The following is a 22,702-nucleotide window of genomic DNA, read 5'->3' on the forward strand; positions in this document are numbered from 1 at the left end:
CCTGTGAAAAGGATGATATTTATCCAAAGAACGGTTGCCCGGAGGCGCGGCCGTCAGGAATGACGTTTCAGGAGGGAGCCGCATGAACGTTCACATGCCCGCGAAGAGCCAGCCCGTGACTTTGGAGGACAAATATGTCGCAACCGATGGGCAGGTCTATCTGACAGGCATACAGGCCCTTGTCCGTGTGGCCCTGGACCGGGCCCGGCTGGACAGACAGGCCGGGCTCAAAACCGGCGGGTTCATTTCCGGCTACCGTGGCTCGCCGCTGGCGGGCTATGACACGGAACTCATGCGGGCTTCCCGGCATCTGGGCCCGTCCGAAATCGTTTTTAAACCGGGTGTGAACGAGGAACTGGGCGCTACAGCGGTCTGGGGCAGCCAGAAGCTGCGCGGGGAAGGTGGCACGGGCCGGGACACGGCATATGATGGTGTCTTCGGCATCTGGTATGGCAAGGCGCCGGGGGTCGACCGGGCCGGGGATGTGCTGCGCCAGGCCAACGCGTCAGGCACGGACCGCAATGGCGGCGTACTGGCGCTTGCAGGCGATGACCATCTGGCAAAATCTTCCATTCTGCCCGCCCAGAGCGAGTTTTTCTTCCAGCACGCCGAAATTCCGGTGCTCAATCCGGCGGATATTCAAGAAGTTCTGGATTACGGCCTGCATGGGCTGGAAATGTCCCGCTTCACCAGCCTGTGGAGTGCCCTGATCTGTGTGGCCGATACGATGGATGCCTCCGCGACCATCAACATTTCCCCGGACCGTCTGCGTCTGGTCCGCCCGCTGGAAGGCGATCCGCGCAAGGATTACCGGCAGAACCGGGATCTGCTTCTGGGCAACCGGCTGGAAACCGAGCGGCTGGTGCGCGATCTGCGCATACCGGCGGCGCAGAATTATGTGCGCACCAATGGCCTCGACCGGGTCGCTTTCGGAACCCGTGGACAGGTCAAGCTCGGCATCGTTGCGTCCGGCAAGGCCTATCGGGATTTGCTTCAGGCCCTGAGCCTGATGGGCATTTCTGAAGACCGGGCGAAGGCCTTGGGACTGGCCGTCTACAAGGTGGCCATGACCTGGCCGCTGGAACCGCTGGGCTTGCGCGACTTCGCGCGCGGAGCCGAACGGCTTCTGGTGGTCGAGCACAAGCGGGCCTTCATGGAGCCGCAGATCAAGGAAATCTCCTATCACTGGCCGGAGATGAGCCGGCCGGAAATCTGGGGCAAGCGGCGCCCGGACGGGGAAGTCTTCCTGTCGGATGTGCTGGAGCTGTCGGTGGCCGAACTGATCAAGGGCCTGATCGGCTGGTTGCCGAAGGATCTTGTCTCGGACGACATGGCCGATGTGGCCAACCGGATGACAAAGCAGGTCATGTGGGCCCAGGGCCACGCGGAGCGGGCCGCCCGCATTCCCTATTTCTGCTCTGGCTGCCCGCATTCCACCTCCACCATGACGCCGTCCGGCGCCCGATCCCTGCCGGGGATCGGCTGCCATGCCATGACGGAATTGGCGGGCCGGACCACGGAAGGCCAGATCGCCATGGGCGGCGAGGGCGTTCTGTGGGTCGGACAGCAGCCCTTTTCCGGCGACAGCCATGTTTTCGCAAATGTGGGTGACGGCACTTATTTCCATTCCGGCATTCTGGCTATCCGTCAGGCGCTCGCCTCCAAAGTACCGATCACCTACAAGATCCTCTACAATGACGCAGTGGCCATGACCGGTGGGCAGAAGGTTGACGGCCAGCTCACCGTGCCTCAGATCACCCGTCAGCTTGAGGCCGAAGGGGTTGAGCGCATTGCCGTTGTGGCGGAGACACCGGAAAGTTACGGTTCCTGGAGCCCGCTGGCGCCAGGCACCAAGGTGCACCACCGGGACGAACTGATGGATGTGCAGCGGGAGCTGCAGTCGTTCAACGGTGTCTCGGTGATCGTGTTTGATCAGACCTGTGCGGCGGAAAAGCGCCGCCGCCGCAAGCGCGGTCAGTTCCCGGATCCGGACAAGCGGCTGTTCATCAATGACCGGGTCTGTGAGGGCTGCGGCGACTGTTCCGTGCAATCCAATTGCTTGTCCGTTGAGCCGCTGCCGACGCCCTTTGGCGAGAAGCGCGTGATCAACCAGTCGAGCTGCAACAAGGATTTTTCCTGCATCAAGGGGTTCTGCCCGTCCTTTGTGGAGATTGACGGAGCGGCCTTGCGCAAGCCGAAAAAGGCGGAGGTTGATATTGATGCGCTGGTGGCGGGGTTGCCACAGCCAGAGCTTGCCAGCCTTGCCGAAACCCGCAATGCCCTGATTGCCGGGATCGGCGGTATGGGCGTGACCACGATCAGCGCGGTTCTGGCCATGGCGGCCCATGTGGATGGCAAACAGGCCTCGACCCTGGACATGACCGGTCTTGCCCAGAAGGGTGGACCTGTGACCTCCCATGTGCGCTTTGCTGCGGGGGACCGCTCCATTGAAGGGCCGCGTGTGCCGACGGCGAGTCTCGACCTTCTGATCGCAAGCGACATGGTGGTGGCCACCAATGCGGATCAGCTGGCCTTGGCCCGGCGGGGGCATACGCTGACGGTTGCCAACACGAAGGTTGCGCCGACGGCCGAATTCGTCCTGAAGCAGACCCTTTCCTTTGACGAAAAGCGCATGGACACGGCGCTGCGGGAAGCCTCCGGCGCCTATCTGCCCGTCAATGCGGTGGAGATTGCCGAAAAGCTTCTGGGGGATGCCATTTTCGCAAACATGTTGCTGGTCGGCATGGCCTATCAGAGCGGTGCCTTGCCAATGTCTGCCGAGGCGGTCGAGACGGCACTGGAGTTGAACGGAGCGGCTGTTGCCAGCAACATCAAGGCGTTCCGTGCCGGGCGGGTTCTGGCGGCCGATGCCGGAAAACTGCTGTCGGCGCTGCCGTCCGAGGCACCGCAAAAGACCTACAGTCTGGACGAAAAAATCGCGCTGAATGCGGAGGAACTTGCCGCCTATCAGGATTCGGCTTATGCGGGGGCCTATCAGGATCTGGTGGCCAAGGTGAAACGTGCGGACGAGGCCCATGGTCCCGGCACGATGCGGCTGACCCGGACAATTGCAGACATGCTGTTCAAGGTCATGGCCTATAAGGATGAATATGAGGTGGCGCGCCTGTATTCAGACCCGTCCTTTGCCGCAAAAATCTCTGAACGGTTCGAAGATCCCAGGAAGGTCCGGGTTTATCTGGCGCCTCCTTTCCTGGCCCATCGCAAGGATGCCAAGACAGGCCGCCCGGAGAAAATCGCCTTTGGGCCTTGGGTCTTCCGGGTGTTCAAGCTGCTTGCGAAGGCCAAGGGACTGCGTGGCTCCTGGGCAGATCCGTTCGGGCGTACGGCGGAACGCCGGGCCGAGCGGGCGCTTCTGGTCCAGTATACTGCCGATGTTGCCGAGATCGTCAAACGCCTTCCGGGCAGCAAATACGGGCTCCTGGTCGAATTGGCCCGGGTGCCGGACCTGGTGCGCGGTTTTGGACCGGTCAAGGAGGCCAATATGAAAAAGGCGGCGGAAAAACGCCAGGGCCTCTGGGATCAGCTCAGCCGGTCCGGCACAGGCGGTGGCGACAGCGATGCCGATACGGCCGTCTATCTGGAAGCGGCGGAATAAGTAAGGCCGGAACGCCCGGTCCTCTTCAAGAGGGGGGGCAGGACACCGGCGCAGGTTGCGCCGGTTTTCGGATGCCTGGCCGGTCTGCCCATAGAGAAGCTGCAAGTTTGGCAAAGTAACCTTCGATAAAAGTTCTTTCTTTCCTTCTTTTGCGGCGACCTGCCTCTGGTCTGATCCGCACCGCAAGGCTCCGCAGAGTGCGGGGCTGTGCAGTCAAAGCAGGTGAGTCCATCTGCGAGAAGAGCCCTAAACTGGAACGCGTTATCTTTGCAGGCGTTGGACCAATCTCACCCAAGAAGACCCTATTCGATCGGGAGAGGAGAGCGTTCAGCAAGGAGCGTGTCGCAGGCCAATGTGGGGCCTCGTCCAAGGACACTATCGACGCGCGACACGGCGGCACGCTTTCATGGCGTGGCTTTCGGTGGGTCTTGTTTGGTGAGGTTGGTGCAAATCCCTGATCAGCTTTGGAAATTGACGTTGCGGCTTCCTGTGAGGTTCGAAAAAAAATTCAATCGGATTTACAGTTTTTTTCCTCTGTGCGATCGCAGGGGCAGAGCTGGTGGAACCAAAAAATAATTCAATGAAACAGGATCTTGAGCCGGGTCATTCGGATGCATTTAGAATTTTCCATAAATTTTGAACAAACACGATTACATTTCCAGCAATCCTCTTCGGTTCTTTTTTAAATCTCGGCTCCATTTTTCTGCGAGCGCCTGGCAAAGGCACCACCCGTGAGAACTGGTATCTAAGAATGACAGAAGCGTTGAAAACAGAACTGGTAAACTTTTCAGAGCTTACCGGTGAAGCTGGAAGCGCCCGAAAGGCAGAACTGGCCCGGCATGTGGCCACCTTGTTCGCTCTGACGTCGGAGCGGTGCTCGGACGAGCAGGTCGGGATCTACGATTCGGTTCTGTTCCGCCTGGTCGATATGGTGGAAGCGGAAGTCCGCCGCTATGTGTCCGATCAGATGGCGGGACTGCGGCGGGGGCCGAAAGACACGATCCGCCGACTAGCCGATGACGACATTGAAGTGGCGGAACCGGTTCTCATGCGCTCCAGCGTTCTGAGCGACGAGGATCTCGTCAAGATTGCCGAGAAGCGCGGGAATTCCCACTGTTTTGCCATTGCGCAGCGCGAAGAGCTGTCTGAAACCGTCACCGACGTTCTGGTTCAGCGGGGCGACCTGACGGTCAAGCGCAAGGTGGCAAGCAACGAAGGGGCAAGCTTGTCGGACGCGTCTTTGAAGACCCTCATCAATGACGCTGCGTCCGATGCGACCCTGCAGACCTTCCTGAGTGATCGCGATGATCTGGCCGAAGCTCATATTTCAAGCCTCGTTGCAATCGCAAGCGACGAAGTGCGCAAGAAGCTTCAAGAGGCTGGCCGGGGAGAAGAAGCCGAGCGGCTGGGCGAGGCGGCTGACATTGCCGCACAGCACATGTCCAACCAGTATTGGCTTGGACGTTATGATTTCGAAAAGGGCGAGGCCCGGGTTCAGTTGCTGGCCAAACGCGGCATGGTCAACGAGGCCGCCCTGCGCCGGTTTGCCTCCGAAGACCGCTTTGCCGAGGCCGTGGCCACCTTCGCCTATATGGTGGGGGGAGAGGTTATCGACCTCAGCCACTGCATGGTGAGCCCGAACACGGACACCTTTATTGTTCTGGCCAAGGCGTCCGGGTTCTCGTCGATTTCCGTCAGCGCCCTGTTGTCCATCGGTCCCTGGCGCCACCGGCTTACCCCGGAAGCCCGCAGTGAAGCGATGGCTCTTTTCGGCCGCCTGACCGTTGGCGAAGCCAAACGCAGGATGGCCCATTGGGACAAGAGGGTTGTCGGCTGACGCGCTGCTCCGATAGACTTTGATCGAGCCCCGGCCTTGTGCCGGGGTTCTTTCGTTTAACCTGATCTTCTTTAAGCGGCCACTCCCGAGCCTGGTTCTGGCCCGCAGCACGCTGCGGTGAAGCCAGACCTCTGTCTTGTGTCCGGGGACACCTTATAAATTGCCCTAAGGATTTTTTCTTGTCCGTTTTCTTCAAAACGCGACCGAACCGTGCTTAAAGGCAAGGTGTATTAAGTGCAGTTCCGGCACAGGTGACGGGGCAAACGGGGCGGATATGCAGGTTTCTTTTTTTCTTTCGATCAAGCAAATAGGTCTGGGCACCAAACCTGCTCCACGGGTTGTCCTTTTGCTGGGACTGGCTTTGGCGCTGCTGCTCGGGGGCGCGGGCTTGCAACTGCCGGTCCAGGCGCAAGGTCTGACAAGTATCGTAACAGGTGCGGCCAGCGGTCAGGTCGGGGAGAAACAAGAGGGCAAAGACAGTGATACGGCGGCGGGACCCCAGACAGAAGCGGGCAAGGACACCGCGTCCCCGCAGGCGGACCCGGTCTCGGAAGACAGCCGCAGCCTGTTGCAGGATGCTGATGCATTCGTGAACAAGGCGGTTGCCGCGCGGGACGTGTTCCGGGACATCGTGAAAGAAATCCCGGTCATCCATGAAACCATGCTGACGACCTTGCTCGTGCAAGGGGAAGACCAGGGCTTTGGCTGGATCCCGGCAACACTTCTGGACATTGCCGCGGGCGTGATTTTCGGCTTTCTGGCCATGATCCTGCTGGCCCGCTGGGGGCGGCGCCAGTTTGCGGGCATGTACAAGAGCGATGTCTATACCCGCTCCGACAAGATCATCTATCTCTATTTCCGGGCGCTTTTGATGATCGTGTCCGTGGCGCTGTTCTTTGCTGTTGCCGTGCTTGTCTATCTGCTGGCCGGAAGCGGGCTGAAGGCAGCGAACCAGACCGCGCTTGTCGTGCTCGGCGTCCTCTCCGCGTTTCTGGTGCTGCGCATCATATTTCTCAATCTGCTGGCCCCAGACGCGGACAGCCACCGGCTTTTGAACCTTTCCGGCGCGGAGGCGAAAAGCCTCTACCGGGCGCTGCTGGGCGGCGGAGCTGTTTCGCTGGTCACGGTTGGCTTCTGTGTGTGGATGGACCGGCTCGGCCTGTCGCAGGATGCCCACAAGATCGCGCTGATCGCAGCGTCGGGCCTGACCATGGTCATTCTGATCGGGATCTCGGTCGTCTACCGCAAACTGATCGCCCGGCTGATCCGGGGGCGCGTAGAGGGCAAGGCGTCAGCCTGGCGCAAGCTGCTGGCCAATCTCTGGCATTTCATTGCGGTTCTCTATTTCGTTCTGGCCTGGGGCATTTCCGCCGTCCGCATTCTTCTGGACTTGCCAGATGCCACGGGTCTGGTCGCGGCGCCGCTGGAGGTGATGCTGCTGGCGGCAATTGCCTATGGCACCTTGATCCTGCTGATCGACAAGGTGTTGCTGCCGCGTCTTGATACGGCAGAGCAACAGGCAAAGATCGCAGAGGACATTCAGTGGGCGGAAGACAGCGGTGGCACCAGTGATGACCCGGAAGCTGCACTCGCCCAGGCCCGCGCGGAGGCGGCTGACCGGGAGGCGCAGCGCTCGCCATTCCGGGATCTGTTCGACAGGGGCGCCGGGATCATCGTGTTCTTCGGCTCGATTGACCTTCTGGCGTCCTGGTGGGGTGTGCCGCTTGCGGGCAGCGGCACCCTGATCGGCTCCTTTGTAGAGGTGCTGCTGGTGACATTCCTTGGCTATATGGCTTACGAGTCGGTCAAGATCGTCATTGACCGGCAGATTGCCAAGGAAAGCCCGGCGGAGCAGGACGAAGAAGTTGAAGTGGGCGGGACCGGAGAAAGCCGGATTGCGACCTTGCTGCCGATTTTCCGCAACTTCCTTTTGATCACCATTGTCGTCATTGGCTCCATGGTGGTGCTGTCGGAACTCGGAGTGAATATCGCACCGCTCTTTGCCGGGGCTGGTGTTGTTGGGCTTGCGGTTGGGTTTGGGGCGCAGACCCTGATCCGGGATATCTTTTCCGGCGCCTTTTATCTGCTCGATGATGCCTTCCGGAAAGGGGAATATATCGATATCGGCAGCGCCAAGGGCGTGGTGGAGAAAATCTCGATCCGGTCCATGCAGCTGCGCCATCACCGGGGCGCGCTGACGACCGTGCCATTTGGGGAAATCCAGCAGGTGGAGAATTTCTCCCGGGACTGGGCGGTGATGAAGCTTGCCTTCCGGGTCACCTATGACACGGATGTGGAGAAGATGCGCAAGCTGATCAAGAATTTCGGCAAGGAACTGCTTGAAGATGAGTATTACGGGCCGATGTTCCTGGCACCGCTTAAGTCCCAGGGCATCATGTCCATGGAAGATTCTGCCATGATTGCCCGGGTGAAATTCACCACAAAGCCCGGCAAGCAGTTTGAATTGCGCAAGATCGTCTATGCAGGCCTGCGGGATATGTTTGAGCAGAACGGCATCAAATTCGCCCACCGTCAGGTCACGGTGCGGGTGGCCGATGCGGAGGGGGACGGAGACGCACCGGAGCCTGCGGCAGGCGGAATGTCATCCGAAACCGCCAGAGCTGCCGTTAAGGCGGCCGTTCAATCCGCTGCGGCAGGCGGGGCGGCCGGTGTCTTCGACCCGGACGAGGCCAATGGCGGGGCGGGGGATGGCCCGGTCTGAGCTTGATCTTCTGGGGCAAAGCTGCGGACGGGCGCCTGTTTGAAACGGCGCGCGCATTTCCGTGGACCTTCCGCCTGAAATCCGATAACGGTCCCGGCACAAGAAGAAAACGGGACCGGAATGCGGATTGGATTTCAGGCAGGGGCGATCAACGAGCGCGGAATGAGCGTTGCGCTCTATGACTATGCGCTTGGGGTGCAGACCCATCTCGGTCACGAGGCCTTTGTCTACTATTCCGAGGCGGGCAGCGATCCGGCAGTGGTCGAAAAATTCAAGGCCTCGCTCACTCTTATTCCCGTTGCGCCCGGCCAGGGCGGGGAAGCGGCCAGCGAACCGCACAAGCTGGATTTTTGCTATTTCATCCGCGACGGCCGGGTCCGGCCGCTGAATATCTGCGCGGACCGGACCGGAATTCATGCGGTGTTCCGGCATTTTGAGCCCCATGGGGATGTCTATGCCTATGTGTCCGACTGGCTGTCGGACTGGATGACCGGGGGCAAGGCGCCTGCTGTGCCGCATATCGTGGATCTGCCGGAGGCGCAGGGCAGCTTACGGCCGGAACTCGGCATTCCGGCCGATGCTTTTGTCGTGGGGCGCTATGGGGGCTTTGACCAGTTCAATCTTCCCTTTGCGCTTGAGGCTGTGAAAGAGGCGCTGGACAAGCGCTCCGATCTTTATTTTCTCTTCGTGAACACCGAGAAGTTCCTCGACCACCCAAGGGCGCTGTTCCTGCCCCCGGTTGTCGGGGCGCAGGACAAGGCCCGGTTCATTGCCAGTTGCAATGCGGGGCTCAATGCCAAGAAAATCGGCGAGAGCTTCGGTCTCGCAATTGCCGAGTTCCTGCAATTCGGCAAGCCGGTGTTCAGCTGGGCAGGGGGCATGGATCAGAACCATGTTCAGATGACCCCGAAGCGGGACTGGATATACCGGACAAAGCGTGGCCTGACACGTCTTCTGACCCAGTATCAAACGGATCAGGGGGATGCGGATCTGGCCAGAGGCGCTGTGGCCGGGTTCAGGCCTGAAGCCGTCATGAAGCGCTTCGAGGCTGCGTTCCTGTCAGGGGATTACTGCGCGGATGATCTCAGCCTCTCCAGCAGCTTCAAAGCAAGGCGCTTTGTGGAAGAAAAGCTCATGCGGGCCCGCTTCAGGCTCTGGAAAAGCCTTTAAGAGGGGTGGCACGGCCCGGAACGGACGAAGACCATGATTTACGACTGTTTTGTCTTTCACAACGAGTTTGATCTTCTGGAGATCCGCCTTCGGGAGCTGGTTGATCTCGTTGACCGGTTCGTACTGGTGGAGGCGGACCAGACCCAGCGGGGCACGGCCAAACCTTTCTATTTCGATGAAAACCGGGAGCGGTTTGCCCCCTGGGCCGACAAGATCATTGACCTTCAGATCCGCTTTCCCGAAGAGCTGCCGCCTGCGCTCGGGGTTTACAAGACCCGGCGGAAAAAGGACTGGGAGCGGGAGAATTACCAGCGCAATTGCATTGCCAGAGCCCTGGAAGACAGTTCCGGCAGCGACCTGATCCTGCTCTCGGATGTGGATGAGATTGTCCGCGCGCCGGTGTTGAAGGAGGTTCTGGACCGGCAGCTCTACAAGGGCCGGTTGCTGGTGTTTGAGCAAAGCCTGCACAAGCACCATCTCAATAGGGTCGTGCCCGGCAAGACCTGGCTGCTCGGTTCGCGCCTGCTTGAGTACAAATACCTGACAACACCGCAGCAGCTGCGCCGGACCAAGGCGCGGATGACTAAAAAGACCTATATTCCCGGCGTTTTAACGCAGCCTTTGCTCCGGTTCCGCAACAACAGCCTGTCCGGCATCAGCCGTCCGGTCCGGATCGTCAAGGATGCCGGCTGGCACTTTTCCTCCATGGGCGGGCTGGAGGCCTTCCAGACCAAACTGGCCTCCGTTGTCCACGGTCAGACCGTCGACACCAGCGACATCCGCCAGCTTTATGAGCGCGAATTGACCGGAACCGTGCTGGTGGATCTGGGTACGCTGCCGGCCTGCGTCCGGGACGGAAATTTTGATCACATGCTGGCAGTGTCTGACTGAGGTTGCAGCATGTGTTAGCCGAGCCGGTGGCGGGGATTAGCGCCGGGTGCGGTCTTGATCGAGGCGGTGGCATGGGCCGCGTTACCTGGGGCACTCTGGTCCCCCGGGCGGCGCTCAAGCAGGATCACCTCAGCGGAGCGGACCGGTCGCGCGGCGGATTTCCTGTAGCGGCACCGCGCCAGATCCTCCCGTGAAATCCCGAGATCCTGCAAAACACTGTCAGGTTCATAGGTCAGAAAGCGGGCCCGCTCTCTTTCAAAACGCAGCCGGTCTCTCCAGTCAGCCCAAAGGGCTGCTGCAAAGCTCAGCAGGTTAACACTGTGAGCATGTGGAACTGATTTCACGGGCGCTCCGGTTTCGATGCGAGGCATGGGAAACTGCAAAACAGTGCTGTCATCGGAAAGATGATGCGACTTTTCTGAAAATTTCGAGGCAGTCATGGACTTTCAAACCCTTCATGTGACCGGGTTTTTAGGACTATGCCCAGGGGGCTTTCAAAAGTCGAAGGAGAAGTTTTCTGTCTCGTGTGAGAAAAATTCACAAGATAGGGTCGCGTAACCTAGGTTATAACGTGTTGCGTTGACCGGGATTGACCCCGTTTTGTCTGGTGCGTTGAAATCTCTGGTTTCAGGCATTGGAACACAAGTCCGATGAAACGCGACGTGCGCCAAACCGGGGCAAATGATATGTGCCTTGACCCGAACCGGAGCTGACCAGCCCTTGCGAAAACTGCCGCCGCTCAATGCTCTGCCTGCTTTTGAAGCCACCGTGCGGCTCGGCTCCATGAGCGCTGCAGCCCAGGAACTGGGGCGCACCCATGGGGCGGTAAGCAAACAGATTGCGCAATTGTCGGATTTGGCAGGCACGCCCTTGTTTGAAAAATCCGGGTCGGGGGTAAAGCTGACAGAAGAAGGCGCCTTGCTGGCCGGGGCCGCCACACCGGCTTTGGACGGGCTGGAGAAAGTCTGGGGCGATTTGGCCCAGCGGGCGCAGGCTCCCGTTCTGGATATCGGTATCAGCTCCACCTTCGCCATGCGCTGGCTGATGCCCCGGTTGTCCCGGTTCTACCAGCGCCATCCGGAGGCGCAGGTCAATTTCCGCATGACCGGAAAGGTCTGGCTGCCTGACAACGCCGTCGATCTGGTGGTGACCTGGGACCGGCTGCGCTGGGAGTTCAATGAACGCACGGATATCGAGATCCTGGGAGATGTCGCCTTTGGCGTTGTCCATGCCCCGGGGCTCGATGTCACGGTAAATGGCCGCACGCTGACCACAAGGACCCGCTGTGTGCAGGAGCTGCCCGGAGATGTCTGGGGGGCATACCGGAGCCGGACTGGCGTGGAGATCATCAGCGAGACGGTGCTGACCTATCCGCATACCTTTCTGGTGATCGAGGCAGCCCTCGCCGGCTTCGGTATTGCGCTGGTCGAACGGCGGATCATTGAAGAGGAAGTGCAGGATGGCCGTCTGGTGGCCCCGTTCGGCTTTCACACGATCAAGGATGGCTTTGGTGCCGTCGTCACGGGCCGGAACCGGCAGAAGTCTCTGGCGCGCGCCTTTCTGGACTGGCTCCGCGAAGAAAGTGCAGACGCTGTGGGCTGAGCCTCAGAACCTGCCTCTTATTTTTGCCCGGGCTGAACTGTTGCCCCTTCACACTGGTTCCCGCAGCGCCGCCGGTGCAGCAAAGCCTTGATCGCCGGCCGTGCCCTGCACCGTTCCTCATCTGCCTTGGTCCTGGCGAAGGCTCACGGAAAAGTCTTGAGCAAGGCTCGAAGACAGATCCGGAGGCAGCACGCCTTTTGGCCGTCAGGCTGGATAAAGATCCGGCAGCCTCAGGCCGTCGCCTGCTTTCCCGCCCGGTTTCTCGTCCGTCTTATGGCTGTCTTTGCGCAGGTCTGCGAGCAGGCGTCTGGCCTCTTCGCTTGAAGCGCCAGCCTCTCCGCCATATGCTAGGCGGCCGAAGTCCTCAATAGTGCGGTTGGCCTTTTGGGGGAGCGCCGAAGGGCCTCCGGCCAGCCGACGCCAGTTCAAGAGGGCGCCGTAGCTGGCTTGAAGATCTCCCGATCTTGCCAGTTCCTCTGCCTTGCGAAGTTCAGCAGTCTGTCTGGTGCGCGGGCTGGGCTGGACCTTGTGCGGCTGTGATCCGCTGCCTGCAGAACGGGAAGAGGCCGGGCCCTTTGCGACCGCGTTGCGGCGGCTGCGTATCACGAGGGTTCCGGCGACAGTCACTGCCAGAACCAGGACCAGAGCTCCAGCTCCTGCCCAGAGCTGCCATCGCTCAAGCGATCCGGCTCCAGTCTTCAGGGGAGGGGGAGCGCCTGTGGTCTGGGCTGTTTGGGCTGGGGCCGGTTGCGAGGCATCGGCCTGGGCAGGCGGGGCCATCGCCGTGCCTTCAGCATGGATGACCTCGCTGGGCAGAACGGCTTCCCGTTCTTCTCCGGTGGCGCTGTCCGTCCAGCTGACCTTGACCTCCGGCAGGGTGATGTCACCGCCACGCGTCGGCACGATGGAGAGGAACGTGTCGCGCTGGGCAACGGTGCCCTGATCCGTGTGGGCGGTTCCGGTTTCCGTATCGTCGACGTAGATTTTGGCCCCGTCCGGGTTGGTAAAGCTCAGTTCGGGCAATTGCTCGGGCCGGGTGCCAAGCGCTATCAGGCTGATGCGCCGGGTGACGGCTTCTCCTTCCCGGAATACCGGGTTGGCCGGATCCCACTCTGCCTTCAGTTTTACCACCTTGGCCGGGAGGAACCAGTCTGTTCCGGCCGATTTATGGCCCGGCTTGGCTGCCACTTGCATCTTGATCGCGTCGGAGCGCGCGGTGAAAGGTTTGCCTGGTTCCATGAAGGAGCTGAACAGAGAACTGCCCAGATTGGGCAGGCGGCCGAAACCGAAATCGGCAAACGGGTCGTTGCGGCGGGCGTTGGGGTCCTGAACCGTGCCGCGCAGCACAAAGGGAGGCACTTCGATGGCTCCGTCCTTTTGCGGCCGGAGCATGAATTTGCGTTCCACTACGGTCACCGGCTTGCCGCCCCGGTTGAGCTGGCTGACCGTGCCGTCGCCATTGGCTTCAAGGTCAAAATCCTCAGAGTGCGGCACGATCAGCTCTGCCTGCCCGAGGGGCACACTGGCTTCAACGCGCACGGTGAGGGGGATTTCCTGAAACAGGAAGTGTTTTCCACCTTCCAGTTTCGTGGTGACCGACACCCCGTTTGTGCCCTGTGTCTTTGGCAAGGCGCTGGCATCGACGACCTTGATCTCGGCCGGGGCGCTGCTGAGAGAGCCGGCTGCAATAGAGGGGATCTTGAAGGTCCCCTTGGCCCGGGGGGTGAGAGTCAGGATCCAGCTCAAGGTCTGGGAGGCCCGGCCGTTGATGATCGTGCTGGACGAGGACTGGGTGGTGCCGAGGATCTCAAAGTCCTTTTGCAGGGGCGACAGGTCAGGTGTGGAAGTGGCTTCTGAACTGGACAGGGTCAGCTGAAACGTATCTCCCATGGCAACGGTACCCGTGTTCAGATGGGCCGTCAGTCCGCTGGCTGCTGCCGGAACAATCAGGGCCGGGGTCATCAGAGCTGCTGACAGGACAACCGCGCTTGCCGTGGATTTGAACCAGGTGGAGTTCATCTTTCTCTCTCCTTGTTACTGTTGTCCAGCCCGGAGCTGGGCGTAATACTGGCGGATCCTGGCCTTCAGCAGGCCGGACGGGTCGTCGGGCACCCTGCGCAATTGCTGTTCCACCGCCTGATCGGTGACCGGAGCGCCGGGAACGGAGGCTTCCACCTGTTCGCCGGTCTCGTCCTTGTCGCCATTGCCGCTCAGGAATTCCGACAACATGCTGGACAGGCTGCCATGCTCTTTCTTTTCAGGAGCCCTTCCGGCCATTTGTCCGGGAGCCGTCGGCTTCCCCTGCTGAGGCTGCCCGGCCTCTTGATGATCGCCTGCTTGGTGCGTTGCCTGCTGCTGTGCGCCCGGCCCCTGTTGTGGTTTTTGCTGCTGTGAGGCCTGTTGCGCTTCTTCTTGTGTCCCGGAAGGCGCAGGGCTGTCTTGCTGGCCTGGCTGTTGCTGCGCGGCCTTCTGCTGATCAGCGTTTTTCTGGCGGTTGTCGGCCTGATCTTTGCCGTCCTGGCTTTTGCCGTTCTGGCCGGCTTGCGTCTGGTTGTTTGCCTGATCCTTGCCGCCAGTTTTCTGGGCGTCATGATCCTTCTTGCCAGCGTCGTTCTTGCCTGAAGCCTGCTGCTGCTGGTTTCCGGCCTGTTGTTGCGGCTGCGGCGGTTGCCCCTTCTGCTGCTGATCCTTCTGTGCAGAATTTTGATGGTTCTTCGGTGTGGAGCCCGTCTGGCCGTCAGATGTTTTTGATGAGCCCTTCTGGCCCTGATCCTTTTGGCTCTTATCCTGTTGATTTTGATCCTGCTTGCCCTGATCTTTCTGATCTTTTTGGCTGGCCCCGTTGGAGGCCTGCTGATTTTTCGGCTTGCTGTTCTGGCCGGAGGATTGCTGGTTCTGTTGCTGGTTTTTATCCTGAGATGACTGCTGCTGTTGTTGTTTTTGCTGCTCCTGCTTTTTTTGCTCATCGAGGATCTTTTGAATGAGATCCCGGTTGAACTTTGCATCTGCATCTTCGGGGGACTTTTTCAGTGCCCTGTCATAGGCGGCAAGCGCTTGCTCGAGCTGACCGGATTTGGCAAGCGCATTGCCGAGATTGTAATCTTCTCCGGCAAAGGCGCCGACTGCATTGGCATAGTCCCCGGCGCGATAGGCGGCACTCCCTTTCCAGCCCGATGTTTCGAAGGACTTGGCTGCGGCGTCATAGTCCCCGTTGCCAAAAGCTGTCTGGCCCTGCTGATCGGGTGTGGCCCACAGATTGTCCCAGGTACTGGCTTTGGCGCGGTGCGGCGCTATGCCGAGCCCGACGATCATCAGGCCGAGGCCGAAGACCATGCCGCGCCGGAACGCAAACGGCAGGAGTAGCGCGGGGATCACGAGTAGCCAGTAGCCCATATCTACCCAGGTATCTGACTTGAAGTCCTGTTTCCGGCCAGCACCTTCAAGGGCTGTGCTTTTGGGAAGGACCTTGTTCAGGTCCTGACTGTTTGCAGTAATCGTGGCATAGGCGCCGCCGCCCGCGCGGGCCACCTTGTGCAAGCCGTCCGCATCAAGTGCGGTGATCATGGTTTTGCCCGAACGTGTTTCGATCGCCTGGCCATCGGCTGTTTGCAGTGTGGAGCCATCTTTGGTGCCAACGGCCAGAACCGATACGTCATATCCGGCCTGTCTGGCCGCTTTGGCCGCAGCTTCCGTCTTGGCCGCGTCCCCGGCATTGTCGGCAATCAGCACAATCCTGCCACTGGCCGCATGGGCCCGTTTCAAAACTGCAGAGGCTTCGCTCAACGCCAAGTCTGGCCGGTTGCCGAGAACCGGCATCAGCCGGGTGGAGAGTTCCGGCAGCATTTGTTCAATCACTTTGGGATCGTTGGTCAAAGGCGCTGCCACAAAAGGAATGTCGGAATAGATCACCAGGGCCCGGTCGTCGCCCTCGGTCCGGGCGAGAATGTCCCGGACCTTGTGGACGCCGCGCTTCAAACGGCTCGGCATCAGGTCATCGGCATTCATGGACTGGGTGAGACTCAGAACCAGCACCACCGGCTGATCGCCCATAAAGGACGGAGCGGCGGCCTTTTTCCAGGTCGGACCGGCAAGGGCCAGCACCAGGAGCGCAATCATGAGGGCCGCAGCCACCGGGATCACAGGGGACGCACGGGCAGCGCCTCCGCTGAGGGCCAGATGTTTCAACAGATGGGCATCTACATGTTTGACCCAATTGCTGCCTTCTGCCGCACTGCGGGTGCGCAGCACCAGCCAGAACAAAAGCGCGGCTGGAATGAGAGCCCAGAACCAGTCGGGGCGGAGGAAATGAAAATGCGATAGATCCATCCTGTCAGGCCTCCTTCTTTGTCAGCCGGTTGATCCGCAGCGCCGGGACCGAACTTGCAACCGCAAACAGACCAGACAGGAGCAAGGCGAGTCCGGCGGGCCAGAAATACAGCGCGACTTCCGGGCGCACATGGACCGGGTCGCCAACAACCGGTTCCAGCCGGTCAATGGCCTGGTAGATCTTGGCCAGACCTGCCACATCAGTTGCCCGGAAATACTGGCCGCCGGTGATATCTGCGATCTGGCGCAAGGTGCCTTCGTCAAGATCGGCGCTCGGGTTCACCATCTGGCGTCCGAAGCGGGTGTTCATCATCATCTTTTTGGCGCCGACGCCGATCGTGTAGATCCGGGTGCCGGTTTTCTTGGCAAGCCCTGCGGCGCGGATCGGGTCCATCACGCCCTCATTGTTCGCACCGTCTGTCAGAAGCACCAGAACGCGGCTGTCTTTCGGCCGGTCTTTAAGACGCTTCACCGACACGGCAATGGCGTCGCCGATCGCGGTCTTCTGGCCAGTCAGCCCGACCTGGGCCTGTTCCAGCAGCGCACGCACCGCGTCGCGGTCGAAGGTCAGGGGCGCTTGAAGATAGGCCCGGTCGGAAAACAGCACCAGCCCGACCCGGTCGCCCTTGCGGCGGGCCAGAAAGTCATCGGCTGTTTCCTTGACCACGCCAAGGCGGGTTGTCGGCCGTCCTCCAACGGCAAAATCCTGCTGGTCCATGGATCCGGACAGGTCAATGGCCATCATCACATCCCGCCCGGCTGCCGGGAGCGGCACTTCCGGCCCGACAAAGGCAGGGCGCGCCAGAGCGGTCACCACCAGCAGCCAGATCACGGAGGCCAGGGCAAAACGCCACCAGGAGGTTTTCAGCTGGTTCGCACCAGCGGTCAGGCCCAATGCCAGATTGGCAAAGAAGGGCACTTTCAAGGCGCCGCCCAGCCCCTTGTCGACCGGCTTCATGAAATGCCGGATCACAAAGGGCAGGGGCAGCAGCAAAAAGGCGAACGGCCACAGAAACGTTATCATGCATGCCTCCTGATCCAGCGGGCAGCTCCCAGGCGGAGCTGTTCCAGATCCGGTGTGGTCGCGTCGGTGGTTCCGCCCGCATAAGGGCCGGCGGCCAGAAAGCCGGCCAGATCGCCGGGTAAGCCGTTCTTGCCGTCACACAGAAAGTCGATCCAGGCCTGGCCAGTCAGGACGTCGACGCCCCGGACCCGGCGCCGGGCGACCCGGCGTAAGAGGCCGGAGACGTGTGCGGCAAAGTCGGCAGCTTCGCCTGTGTCAAGCTTGTTGAGTTCCTTCAGGGCCAGATGGCGGGCCGTACGACGGCGCAGATACCCCCAGGCGATGATTAGGAGCATGAGGGTGCACAAAAGCGCAATCAGCGCCCACCATCCAGGCGCCAGCGGCCACCAGCCCACAGGCTCCGGCAGGCGGATATCGCGCAGCTGCTGCAACTGCGCAGCAATTTGCGGAGACAGGGCGTTTGTTGGGGTCATGCCGCGAGCCTCCGGTTGATCTGGGGATGCAGGATCCGGGCAGGGTCGTCCTGGGTCTGAAGAAAATGGCACACCATGCGGTGTTTGCGGCACAGATCCTCAAGCCTGGCCTGCCGGTCCTTGAACTGGTTGTGATACTCGGCGAGCGTGCGGCGGCTCAGGGCAGCAAGGGCCATGGCCGAGCGGCCATCGCTGATCCGCCCGCCGCCCGGCGGCAGGGCTGCGTCCAGAAGGTCCGTCACCTGAATGGTGGTCACATGGCCCTTGGCGGCCAGATGCCGGAGTTCGGTTTCGGCCGCCGGGTCAAGGTCGGCAAAGTCGCTGATCACGAAGGCCAGATGTCCGGGGCGGCACAGATGGCGCAGTCGGCGCAGGGCCTCAGCCAGGGCTATTTCCTGGCCGCTGTTCCGCTCTGGCCGGGTTTCCTCGCACATGGCTTCCAGAAAGCCGAGCACGGACCGGCGGGTGCGCTGGGCGCGGAAGTCCCTGTGCCCGTCCCGTGTCATGATCAGGCCGCCGACCCGGTCTCCGCCATCATGGCCGACCCAGGCCAGCATGGCTGCCACCTCGCAGGCAAGATTGGCCTTGAACCTGATTCTTGTGCCAAACTGCATCATGGCGCGGGTGTCGAGCAGAATCAGCACCGTGCGCTCGCGCTCTTCCTGGAAGAGCTTGGTATGGGCCTGACCCGTGCGGGCGGTGACCCGCCAGTCGATGGACTTGACGTCGTCGCCGGGCTGGTAAACCCGGCTTTCGGCAAATTCCATGCCCCGGCCGAGAAACACCGACCGGTTGACCCCCCATTCATGGGTCAGCACGGCGCCTGCGGGCGCAAAGCCGGTACGGCCCCGCTGGGGGCGGGTTCTCAGAAGATCTGGCAGGCTCGCGGCAATGCCTTGCAAGGGGCGGGCATGCGGGGCTGTCTCTGACATGGCGGGCTCCTTAGGCTCGGGCTTAGACAACCGGCACGCGGTCGATCAGCGCATCGATGAAGTCATCAGTGGTTCTGCCATCGGCTTCGGCCTCGAAACTGAGCAGAACCCGGTGGCGGAGCACGTCGTGGAGGACGGCCTGAACATCGGCAGGAGTTGCGAAATCCGCACCATTCATCCAGGCATGCACCCGAGTGCAGCGGTCAAGGGCGATTGTGGAGCGGGGCGATGCGCCAAAGGCGATCTCTCCCGCCAGATCCTCACCATAGAGGCCCGGATTGCGGGTCGCCTGAATGAGTTGAATGACATATTCGGTCAGGGCGTCGGAGACATGGATGTTCATTGCGGCCCGGCGGGCTGCAAAGATCTCCTGCGGACTGATCCGGCGGGCGGGCGCATCGGTTTCTCCCAGAACCTCGCCGCGCACCAGCTTCAAAATGTCCCGTTCGGCTTCCTTGGACGGATAGCCGATGGTCACATGGATCAGGAACCGGTCCAGCTGGGCTTCGGGAAGGGGATAGGTGCCTTCCTGCTCGATCGGGTTCTGGGTGGCCATGACCATGAAGAGTTCCGGCAGCGGGTAAGTCTTGCCGCTCACCGTGATCTGATGTTCAGCCATGGCTTCCAGAAGGGCCGCCTGTACCTTGGCGGGCGCGCGGTTAACCTCATCGGCCAGGATGAGACTGTGGAACAGTGGGCCGGAGTGGAACTCGAAGGCACCGGTTTCGGGCCGGTAGACTTCGGTGCCGGTCAGGTCGCTCGGCAGAAGATCCGGGGTGAACTGGATCCGGCAGGCATCGGTGGCAATCACCTCTGCCAGCGCATTCACCGCCTTGGTCTTGGCAAGGCCGGGCGCGCCTTCCAGCAGCACGTGGCCGTCTGCAAAAAGGGCCAGAAGCAGCCGGTCCACAAACTGCGGCTGGCCGAGAATGCGGGCGTTCATGTGGGCGCGCAGCGTGTCCACAAGGGCATTATGCGGCCGGCTGTCAGTGCGGATTGCCTGGGTGCTCATGACGGTTCCTTTGGTGTGAAATGTCTGGTCTTTTGAGTTTACGTTCAGGCGCCGCTCCGACCCGATCCTTCGGGCCGGATGGCGTATGCGGCTGGCATGAAACGATTGGAGGTCAGTGAGGCCCGTCAGCCGGACTTGATGTCACTGGCCGACACGCCCTGGCTTGGCATCTGCCCGGGCTGGAAATCCGCCACGGAGACTGAAGTCTCGATGGATTTCAGGGTCATATTCGCTTTCTGCACATGGCCGGCCGAGATGTCTTTCTGGGCTTCTGTCAGACCTGTAAGCGCCTGCTGATACGGCAGCATGGCCACTTGTATGTTGAGCTCGATCCCTGCCTTGACCATGTTGTCGACGGCAGTTTCCACCTGGCCGTTATTGATCAGTTTGCCGGCTTCGGCGAGCACCTGTGCGTGGTCCTTGTCAGGCGTATAGCCATCCTTGAAGCGGATGCCGCTGTCCACGGGCAGCACCACCGCCTGGTCCTGCTTGACAAGGAACTTGGTCAGGTCCTTGTTCAGCTTGTCGCTGGCGTCGGAAATCATCTTCTTGGCGTCATCGACCTTGCCGTCGAAAATCGCGAGCCGGGCATTGTAGATCGACGTCAGCACATCTTTGCCGACGGGAGAAATATCAAGACTGGAGGTTTTGACAACGCCATCTGACTGAACGGCGCTGGTAGACACGACTTCCTCTGCCATCGCAAGCGGTGACAAAGCAGAGGTGCCCAGAATTACAGCCATCAAGACTGCCGGGACTTTACTGCGGGAAAACATGATCTCTTCCTCTTTTCACACTGGACCATCCAGTGATGGAAGGAAGGTAATGGCCGGTGCTTGAGCGCGCCTGACGTGAAGTTTAATTATTGTTGAGCTTTCGGGAAGGTGACCGTGATCCTGAGGCCCGGCCGGTCCTTCAGGCCCGTCTGCGCATCGCTGAGGTCCACAACGGCGCCGTGGTGATCGGCAACAGCGGCCACAAGGGCAAGGCCCAAGCCGCTGCCCGGGTCCCGGCGGGCGGAATCCAGTCGTTTGAAAGCGCCGAGCACAAGCTCCCGGCTGTCTGCCGGAACCCCCTGGCCGGTGTCGCTCACAATCAGGGCCACCTGATCCGGGCTCTCTTCAAGCGTGACGAAAACCGCAGCGCCATCACCGGAATGGACGATGGCATTCTTGATCAGATTGACCAGCATCTGCTGCACCATACTCTTGTCGCACTGGAGCATGACCGGATGGTCCGGGTCGGCTTCGATGGCCACTTCATGGGCATAGTCTTCAGCAAGAGGCGAGAGGAATTCAGAGGTCGTGCGCACAAGCTGCGTCAGGTTGTGGCTTTTGAAATCCCGTTTGGGGGATGATGCCCGGATGCGGGCAATCCGCAGGATCGTGTCGACGATTTCATTCAGCGCACTGGTCTCGCGGAGCGCGGTCTCGATGTCCTGAAGGGCCTGTGGGTGGGGCTCGCAGGTATCGGCTGCCTTGTTCAGGGCAATCTGGGCATGGGAAATCGGCGTCTTCAGGTCATGGGCAATCGCCGTTGCGGTGGCTTTCATGCCGTCCATCAGGTTGGAGAGCCGCTCCAGATTGGAGTTGATCTGGGCGGAGATCCTGTCGATCTGGTCCGGTTTCTTAGGAATCGGGATGCGTTCTGCGGTCTGTCCCCGGGCGACCCGCGCGAGCACTTCTTCAATGGATTGCAGCTTCGCGAAGCTGCGGTAGCTTGCGCTGACGCCAAGCAAAAGGGTTCCAGTGGTGATGAAGACCGCAAGCAGCGCCATGCCCGAAACCAGATTGTCCCGTGTCTCGTGAATGGCTTTCAGGCTGCGCCCGACAACGATGGTCGTGTCCTTTACCTTCTGGACAGAGAGGATATAGAGTTCGTTCCGCCGCTCTCCCGAGACCCGCTCGAAGCTGGTCTCGCGCAGGCCGACAAAGGGGGGCGCCTTCAGGATCGGGCCGACCAGCCGGGCGCCTGTCTCATCGAAAACCGCCGAGACCCGCTCCTGGTTGTCGAAAAAACTGTCCAGGGTCCGGATGGCGCCCACCAGTCCGTCCCGGCCCTGTTTTCCATAGATATCCCTTAAAAGCACCGCCTCTTCCAGGGTCTGTTCCTGCAATTGCCGGTGCAGGGCGCCGGTCACCGCATAGGTCAGCAGCGCCCCGCCCAGGCCCAGCAGGATCAGAACCCCGAAGGCCACCCTTGCGGCAGTCTTGAAGGGCAGGCCGGAGAGGATGTCACCGGGGCGCATGGATCGAATAACCCATGTTGCGGATGGTGTGGATCAGGGGCGCATCAAAAGGTTTGTCGATCTTGTTGCGCAGCTTGCTGATATGGGTCTCCACCACGGTGGTGCCGGGATCGAAGGAAAAATCCCAGATCTTTTCCAGAATCATCGTCCGGCTGACAACCCGGCCTTCGGCTTCCATCAGCAGTTCCAGCAGCGCAAATTCCTTGTTCTGCAGGTCGATGGTCACGCCCTGGCGCCTGGCGACGCGTTTCAAAAGGTCGAGGGTCAGGTCGTGGCATGTCAATTCTGTTCTTTGGGATTTCACCTTGGGCCGCCGTGTGAGGGTGTGAATGCGCGCCAGTAGCTCGGAAAAATGGAACGGTTTGACGATATAGTCGTCGCCCCCGGCCATCAGGCCTTCCACCTTGTCCTCCACATCGGCCATGGCAGTCAGAAAGATGACGTGCAGATCGCTGTTGGAGGCACGCAGGGCCTTGACGACCGACAGGCCGTCCAGCCCGGGCATCATCCGGTCGACAATCGCCAGATCGCAGGTGTTGTAGAGACAATAGGTCAGGGCCTCGCGGCCATCGCTGACCCAGTCCACGGCAAATCCCTGTTCCAAAAGACCGTTGCGGACATATTCCGCAGAAACCGGGTCATCCTCGGCAAGCAGAACTTTCATGAAAACTTCGCGGTAAGACAGACATGGTCTTCTACCTTATCGCGTCTGCTGCGGGGAACAAAACCTGATTTTTGGCCAGACCACAAACCAGCCCCGGCCGAGCGGGCGCACGCGGACTCCTGCGCAGGCTTGCAATTATAAAATTTGTGATATAAAGATATCTTTATATCGACATTGATGCTTGA

Annotated in this window: 15 protein-coding genes and 1 pseudogene; 6 read left to right on the forward strand and 10 right to left on the reverse strand. The window is 60.6% G+C overall.

The window, feature by feature from the left end; genetic code table 11:
• Positions 1 to 82 precede the first annotated feature (82 nt).
• From ACXAIC_RS05065 to ACXAIC_RS05085, 5 genes and pseudogenes are all read left to right on the forward strand, one after another.
• A complete protein-coding gene (locus tag ACXAIC_RS05065; RefSeq protein ID WP_475174310.1) occupies positions 83 to 3,616 on the forward strand; it encodes an indolepyruvate ferredoxin oxidoreductase family protein in 3,534 nt (1,177 codons plus the stop codon).
• Between the two features lie 751 nt (positions 3,617 to 4,367).
• Positions 4,368 to 5,453 carry a DUF2336 domain-containing protein gene (locus ACXAIC_RS05070; protein ID WP_475174311.1) on the forward strand — a complete coding sequence of 362 codons (1,086 nt, stop codon included), beginning with the start codon at positions 4,368 to 4,370 and terminating at the stop codon, positions 5,451 to 5,453.
• Between the two features lie 274 nt (positions 5,454 to 5,727).
• Positions 5,728 to 8,175: a mechanosensitive ion channel family protein gene (locus ACXAIC_RS05075; RefSeq protein WP_475174313.1), complete on the forward strand. Its 2,448-nt coding sequence runs from the start codon at positions 5,728 to 5,730 to the stop codon at positions 8,173 to 8,175.
• A 120-nt stretch (positions 8,176 to 8,295) separates the two neighbouring features.
• Positions 8,296 to 9,345: a glycosyltransferase family protein gene (locus ACXAIC_RS05080; protein WP_475174316.1), complete on the forward strand. Its 1,050-nt coding sequence runs from the start codon at positions 8,296 to 8,298 to the stop codon at positions 9,343 to 9,345.
• A 15-nt stretch (positions 9,346 to 9,360) separates the two neighbouring features.
• Positions 9,361 to 10,236 (forward strand): annotated as a pseudogene (locus ACXAIC_RS05085) (hypothetical protein); the annotation flags it as partial.
• A 14-nt stretch (positions 10,237 to 10,250) separates the two neighbouring features.
• Here ACXAIC_RS05085 and ACXAIC_RS05090 read toward each other — a convergent pair.
• Complete coding sequence (locus ACXAIC_RS05090) at positions 10,251 to 10,580, reverse strand: hypothetical protein (RefSeq protein WP_475174616.1); 330 nt, start codon at positions 10,578 to 10,580, stop codon at positions 10,251 to 10,253.
• A gap of 349 nt (positions 10,581 to 10,929) precedes the next feature.
• On the opposite strand from ACXAIC_RS05090, the gene ACXAIC_RS05095 reads away from it, so the two are divergent.
• Positions 10,930 to 11,838: a LysR family transcriptional regulator gene (locus ACXAIC_RS05095; protein ID WP_475174318.1), complete on the forward strand. Its 909-nt coding sequence runs from the start codon at positions 10,930 to 10,932 to the stop codon at positions 11,836 to 11,838.
• A gap of 204 nt (positions 11,839 to 12,042) precedes the next feature.
• On the opposite strand, the gene ACXAIC_RS05100 is transcribed toward ACXAIC_RS05095, so the two are convergent.
• The 9 genes from ACXAIC_RS05100 to ACXAIC_RS05140 all read right to left on the reverse strand — a co-directional run bounded on the left by ACXAIC_RS05100 (position 12,043) and on the right by ACXAIC_RS05140 (position 22,517).
• Positions 12,043 to 13,857, reverse strand: a complete 1,815-nt coding sequence (locus ACXAIC_RS05100) for a BatD family protein (RefSeq protein ID WP_475174320.1) — start codon at positions 13,855 to 13,857, stop codon at positions 12,043 to 12,045.
• Positions 13,858 to 13,872: 15 nt separating this feature from the next.
• Positions 13,873 to 16,164 (reverse strand): tetratricopeptide repeat protein, encoded by a 2,292-nt coding sequence (locus tag ACXAIC_RS05105; RefSeq protein WP_475174322.1) that lies wholly within the window; start codon positions 16,162 to 16,164, stop codon positions 13,873 to 13,875.
• A 4-nt stretch (positions 16,165 to 16,168) separates the two neighbouring features.
• Positions 16,169 to 17,188 (reverse strand): vWA domain-containing protein, encoded by a 1,020-nt coding sequence (locus ACXAIC_RS05110; RefSeq protein ID WP_475174324.1) that lies wholly within the window; start codon positions 17,186 to 17,188, stop codon positions 16,169 to 16,171.
• Positions 17,185 to 17,661, reverse strand: a complete 477-nt coding sequence (locus tag ACXAIC_RS05115; protein WP_475174327.1) for a DUF4381 domain-containing protein — start codon at positions 17,659 to 17,661, stop codon at positions 17,185 to 17,187. Before ACXAIC_RS05115 ends, ACXAIC_RS05110 begins: the two co-directional genes overlap by 4 nt.
• Positions 17,658 to 18,593, reverse strand: a complete 936-nt coding sequence (locus ACXAIC_RS05120) for a DUF58 domain-containing protein (RefSeq protein WP_475174329.1) — start codon at positions 18,591 to 18,593, stop codon at positions 17,658 to 17,660. The genes ACXAIC_RS05115 and ACXAIC_RS05120 overlap by 4 nt, the downstream gene beginning before the upstream one ends.
• Positions 18,594 to 18,615: 22 nt before the next feature.
• Positions 18,616 to 19,605, reverse strand: coding sequence for an AAA family ATPase (locus ACXAIC_RS05125; protein WP_475174331.1), 990 nt, complete (start codon positions 19,603 to 19,605; stop codon positions 18,616 to 18,618).
• Positions 19,606 to 19,730: 125 nt separating this feature from the next.
• On the reverse strand, positions 19,731 to 20,381 hold the full coding sequence (locus ACXAIC_RS05130; RefSeq protein ID WP_475174334.1) for a YfdX family protein: 651 nt from the start codon (positions 20,379 to 20,381) through the stop codon (positions 19,731 to 19,733).
• A gap of 86 nt (positions 20,382 to 20,467) precedes the next feature.
• Entirely contained in the window at positions 20,468 to 21,853 is a 1,386-nt protein-coding gene (locus ACXAIC_RS05135; protein WP_475174336.1) for a sensor histidine kinase, read from the reverse strand.
• Positions 21,840 to 22,517, reverse strand: a complete 678-nt coding sequence (locus ACXAIC_RS05140; RefSeq protein WP_475174338.1) for a response regulator transcription factor — start codon at positions 22,515 to 22,517, stop codon at positions 21,840 to 21,842. Before ACXAIC_RS05140 ends, ACXAIC_RS05135 begins: the two co-directional genes overlap by 14 nt.
• Positions 22,518 to 22,702: the final 185 nt, after the last annotated feature.

The organism is Roseibium sp. AWQ4_254, from assembly GCF_056161025.1.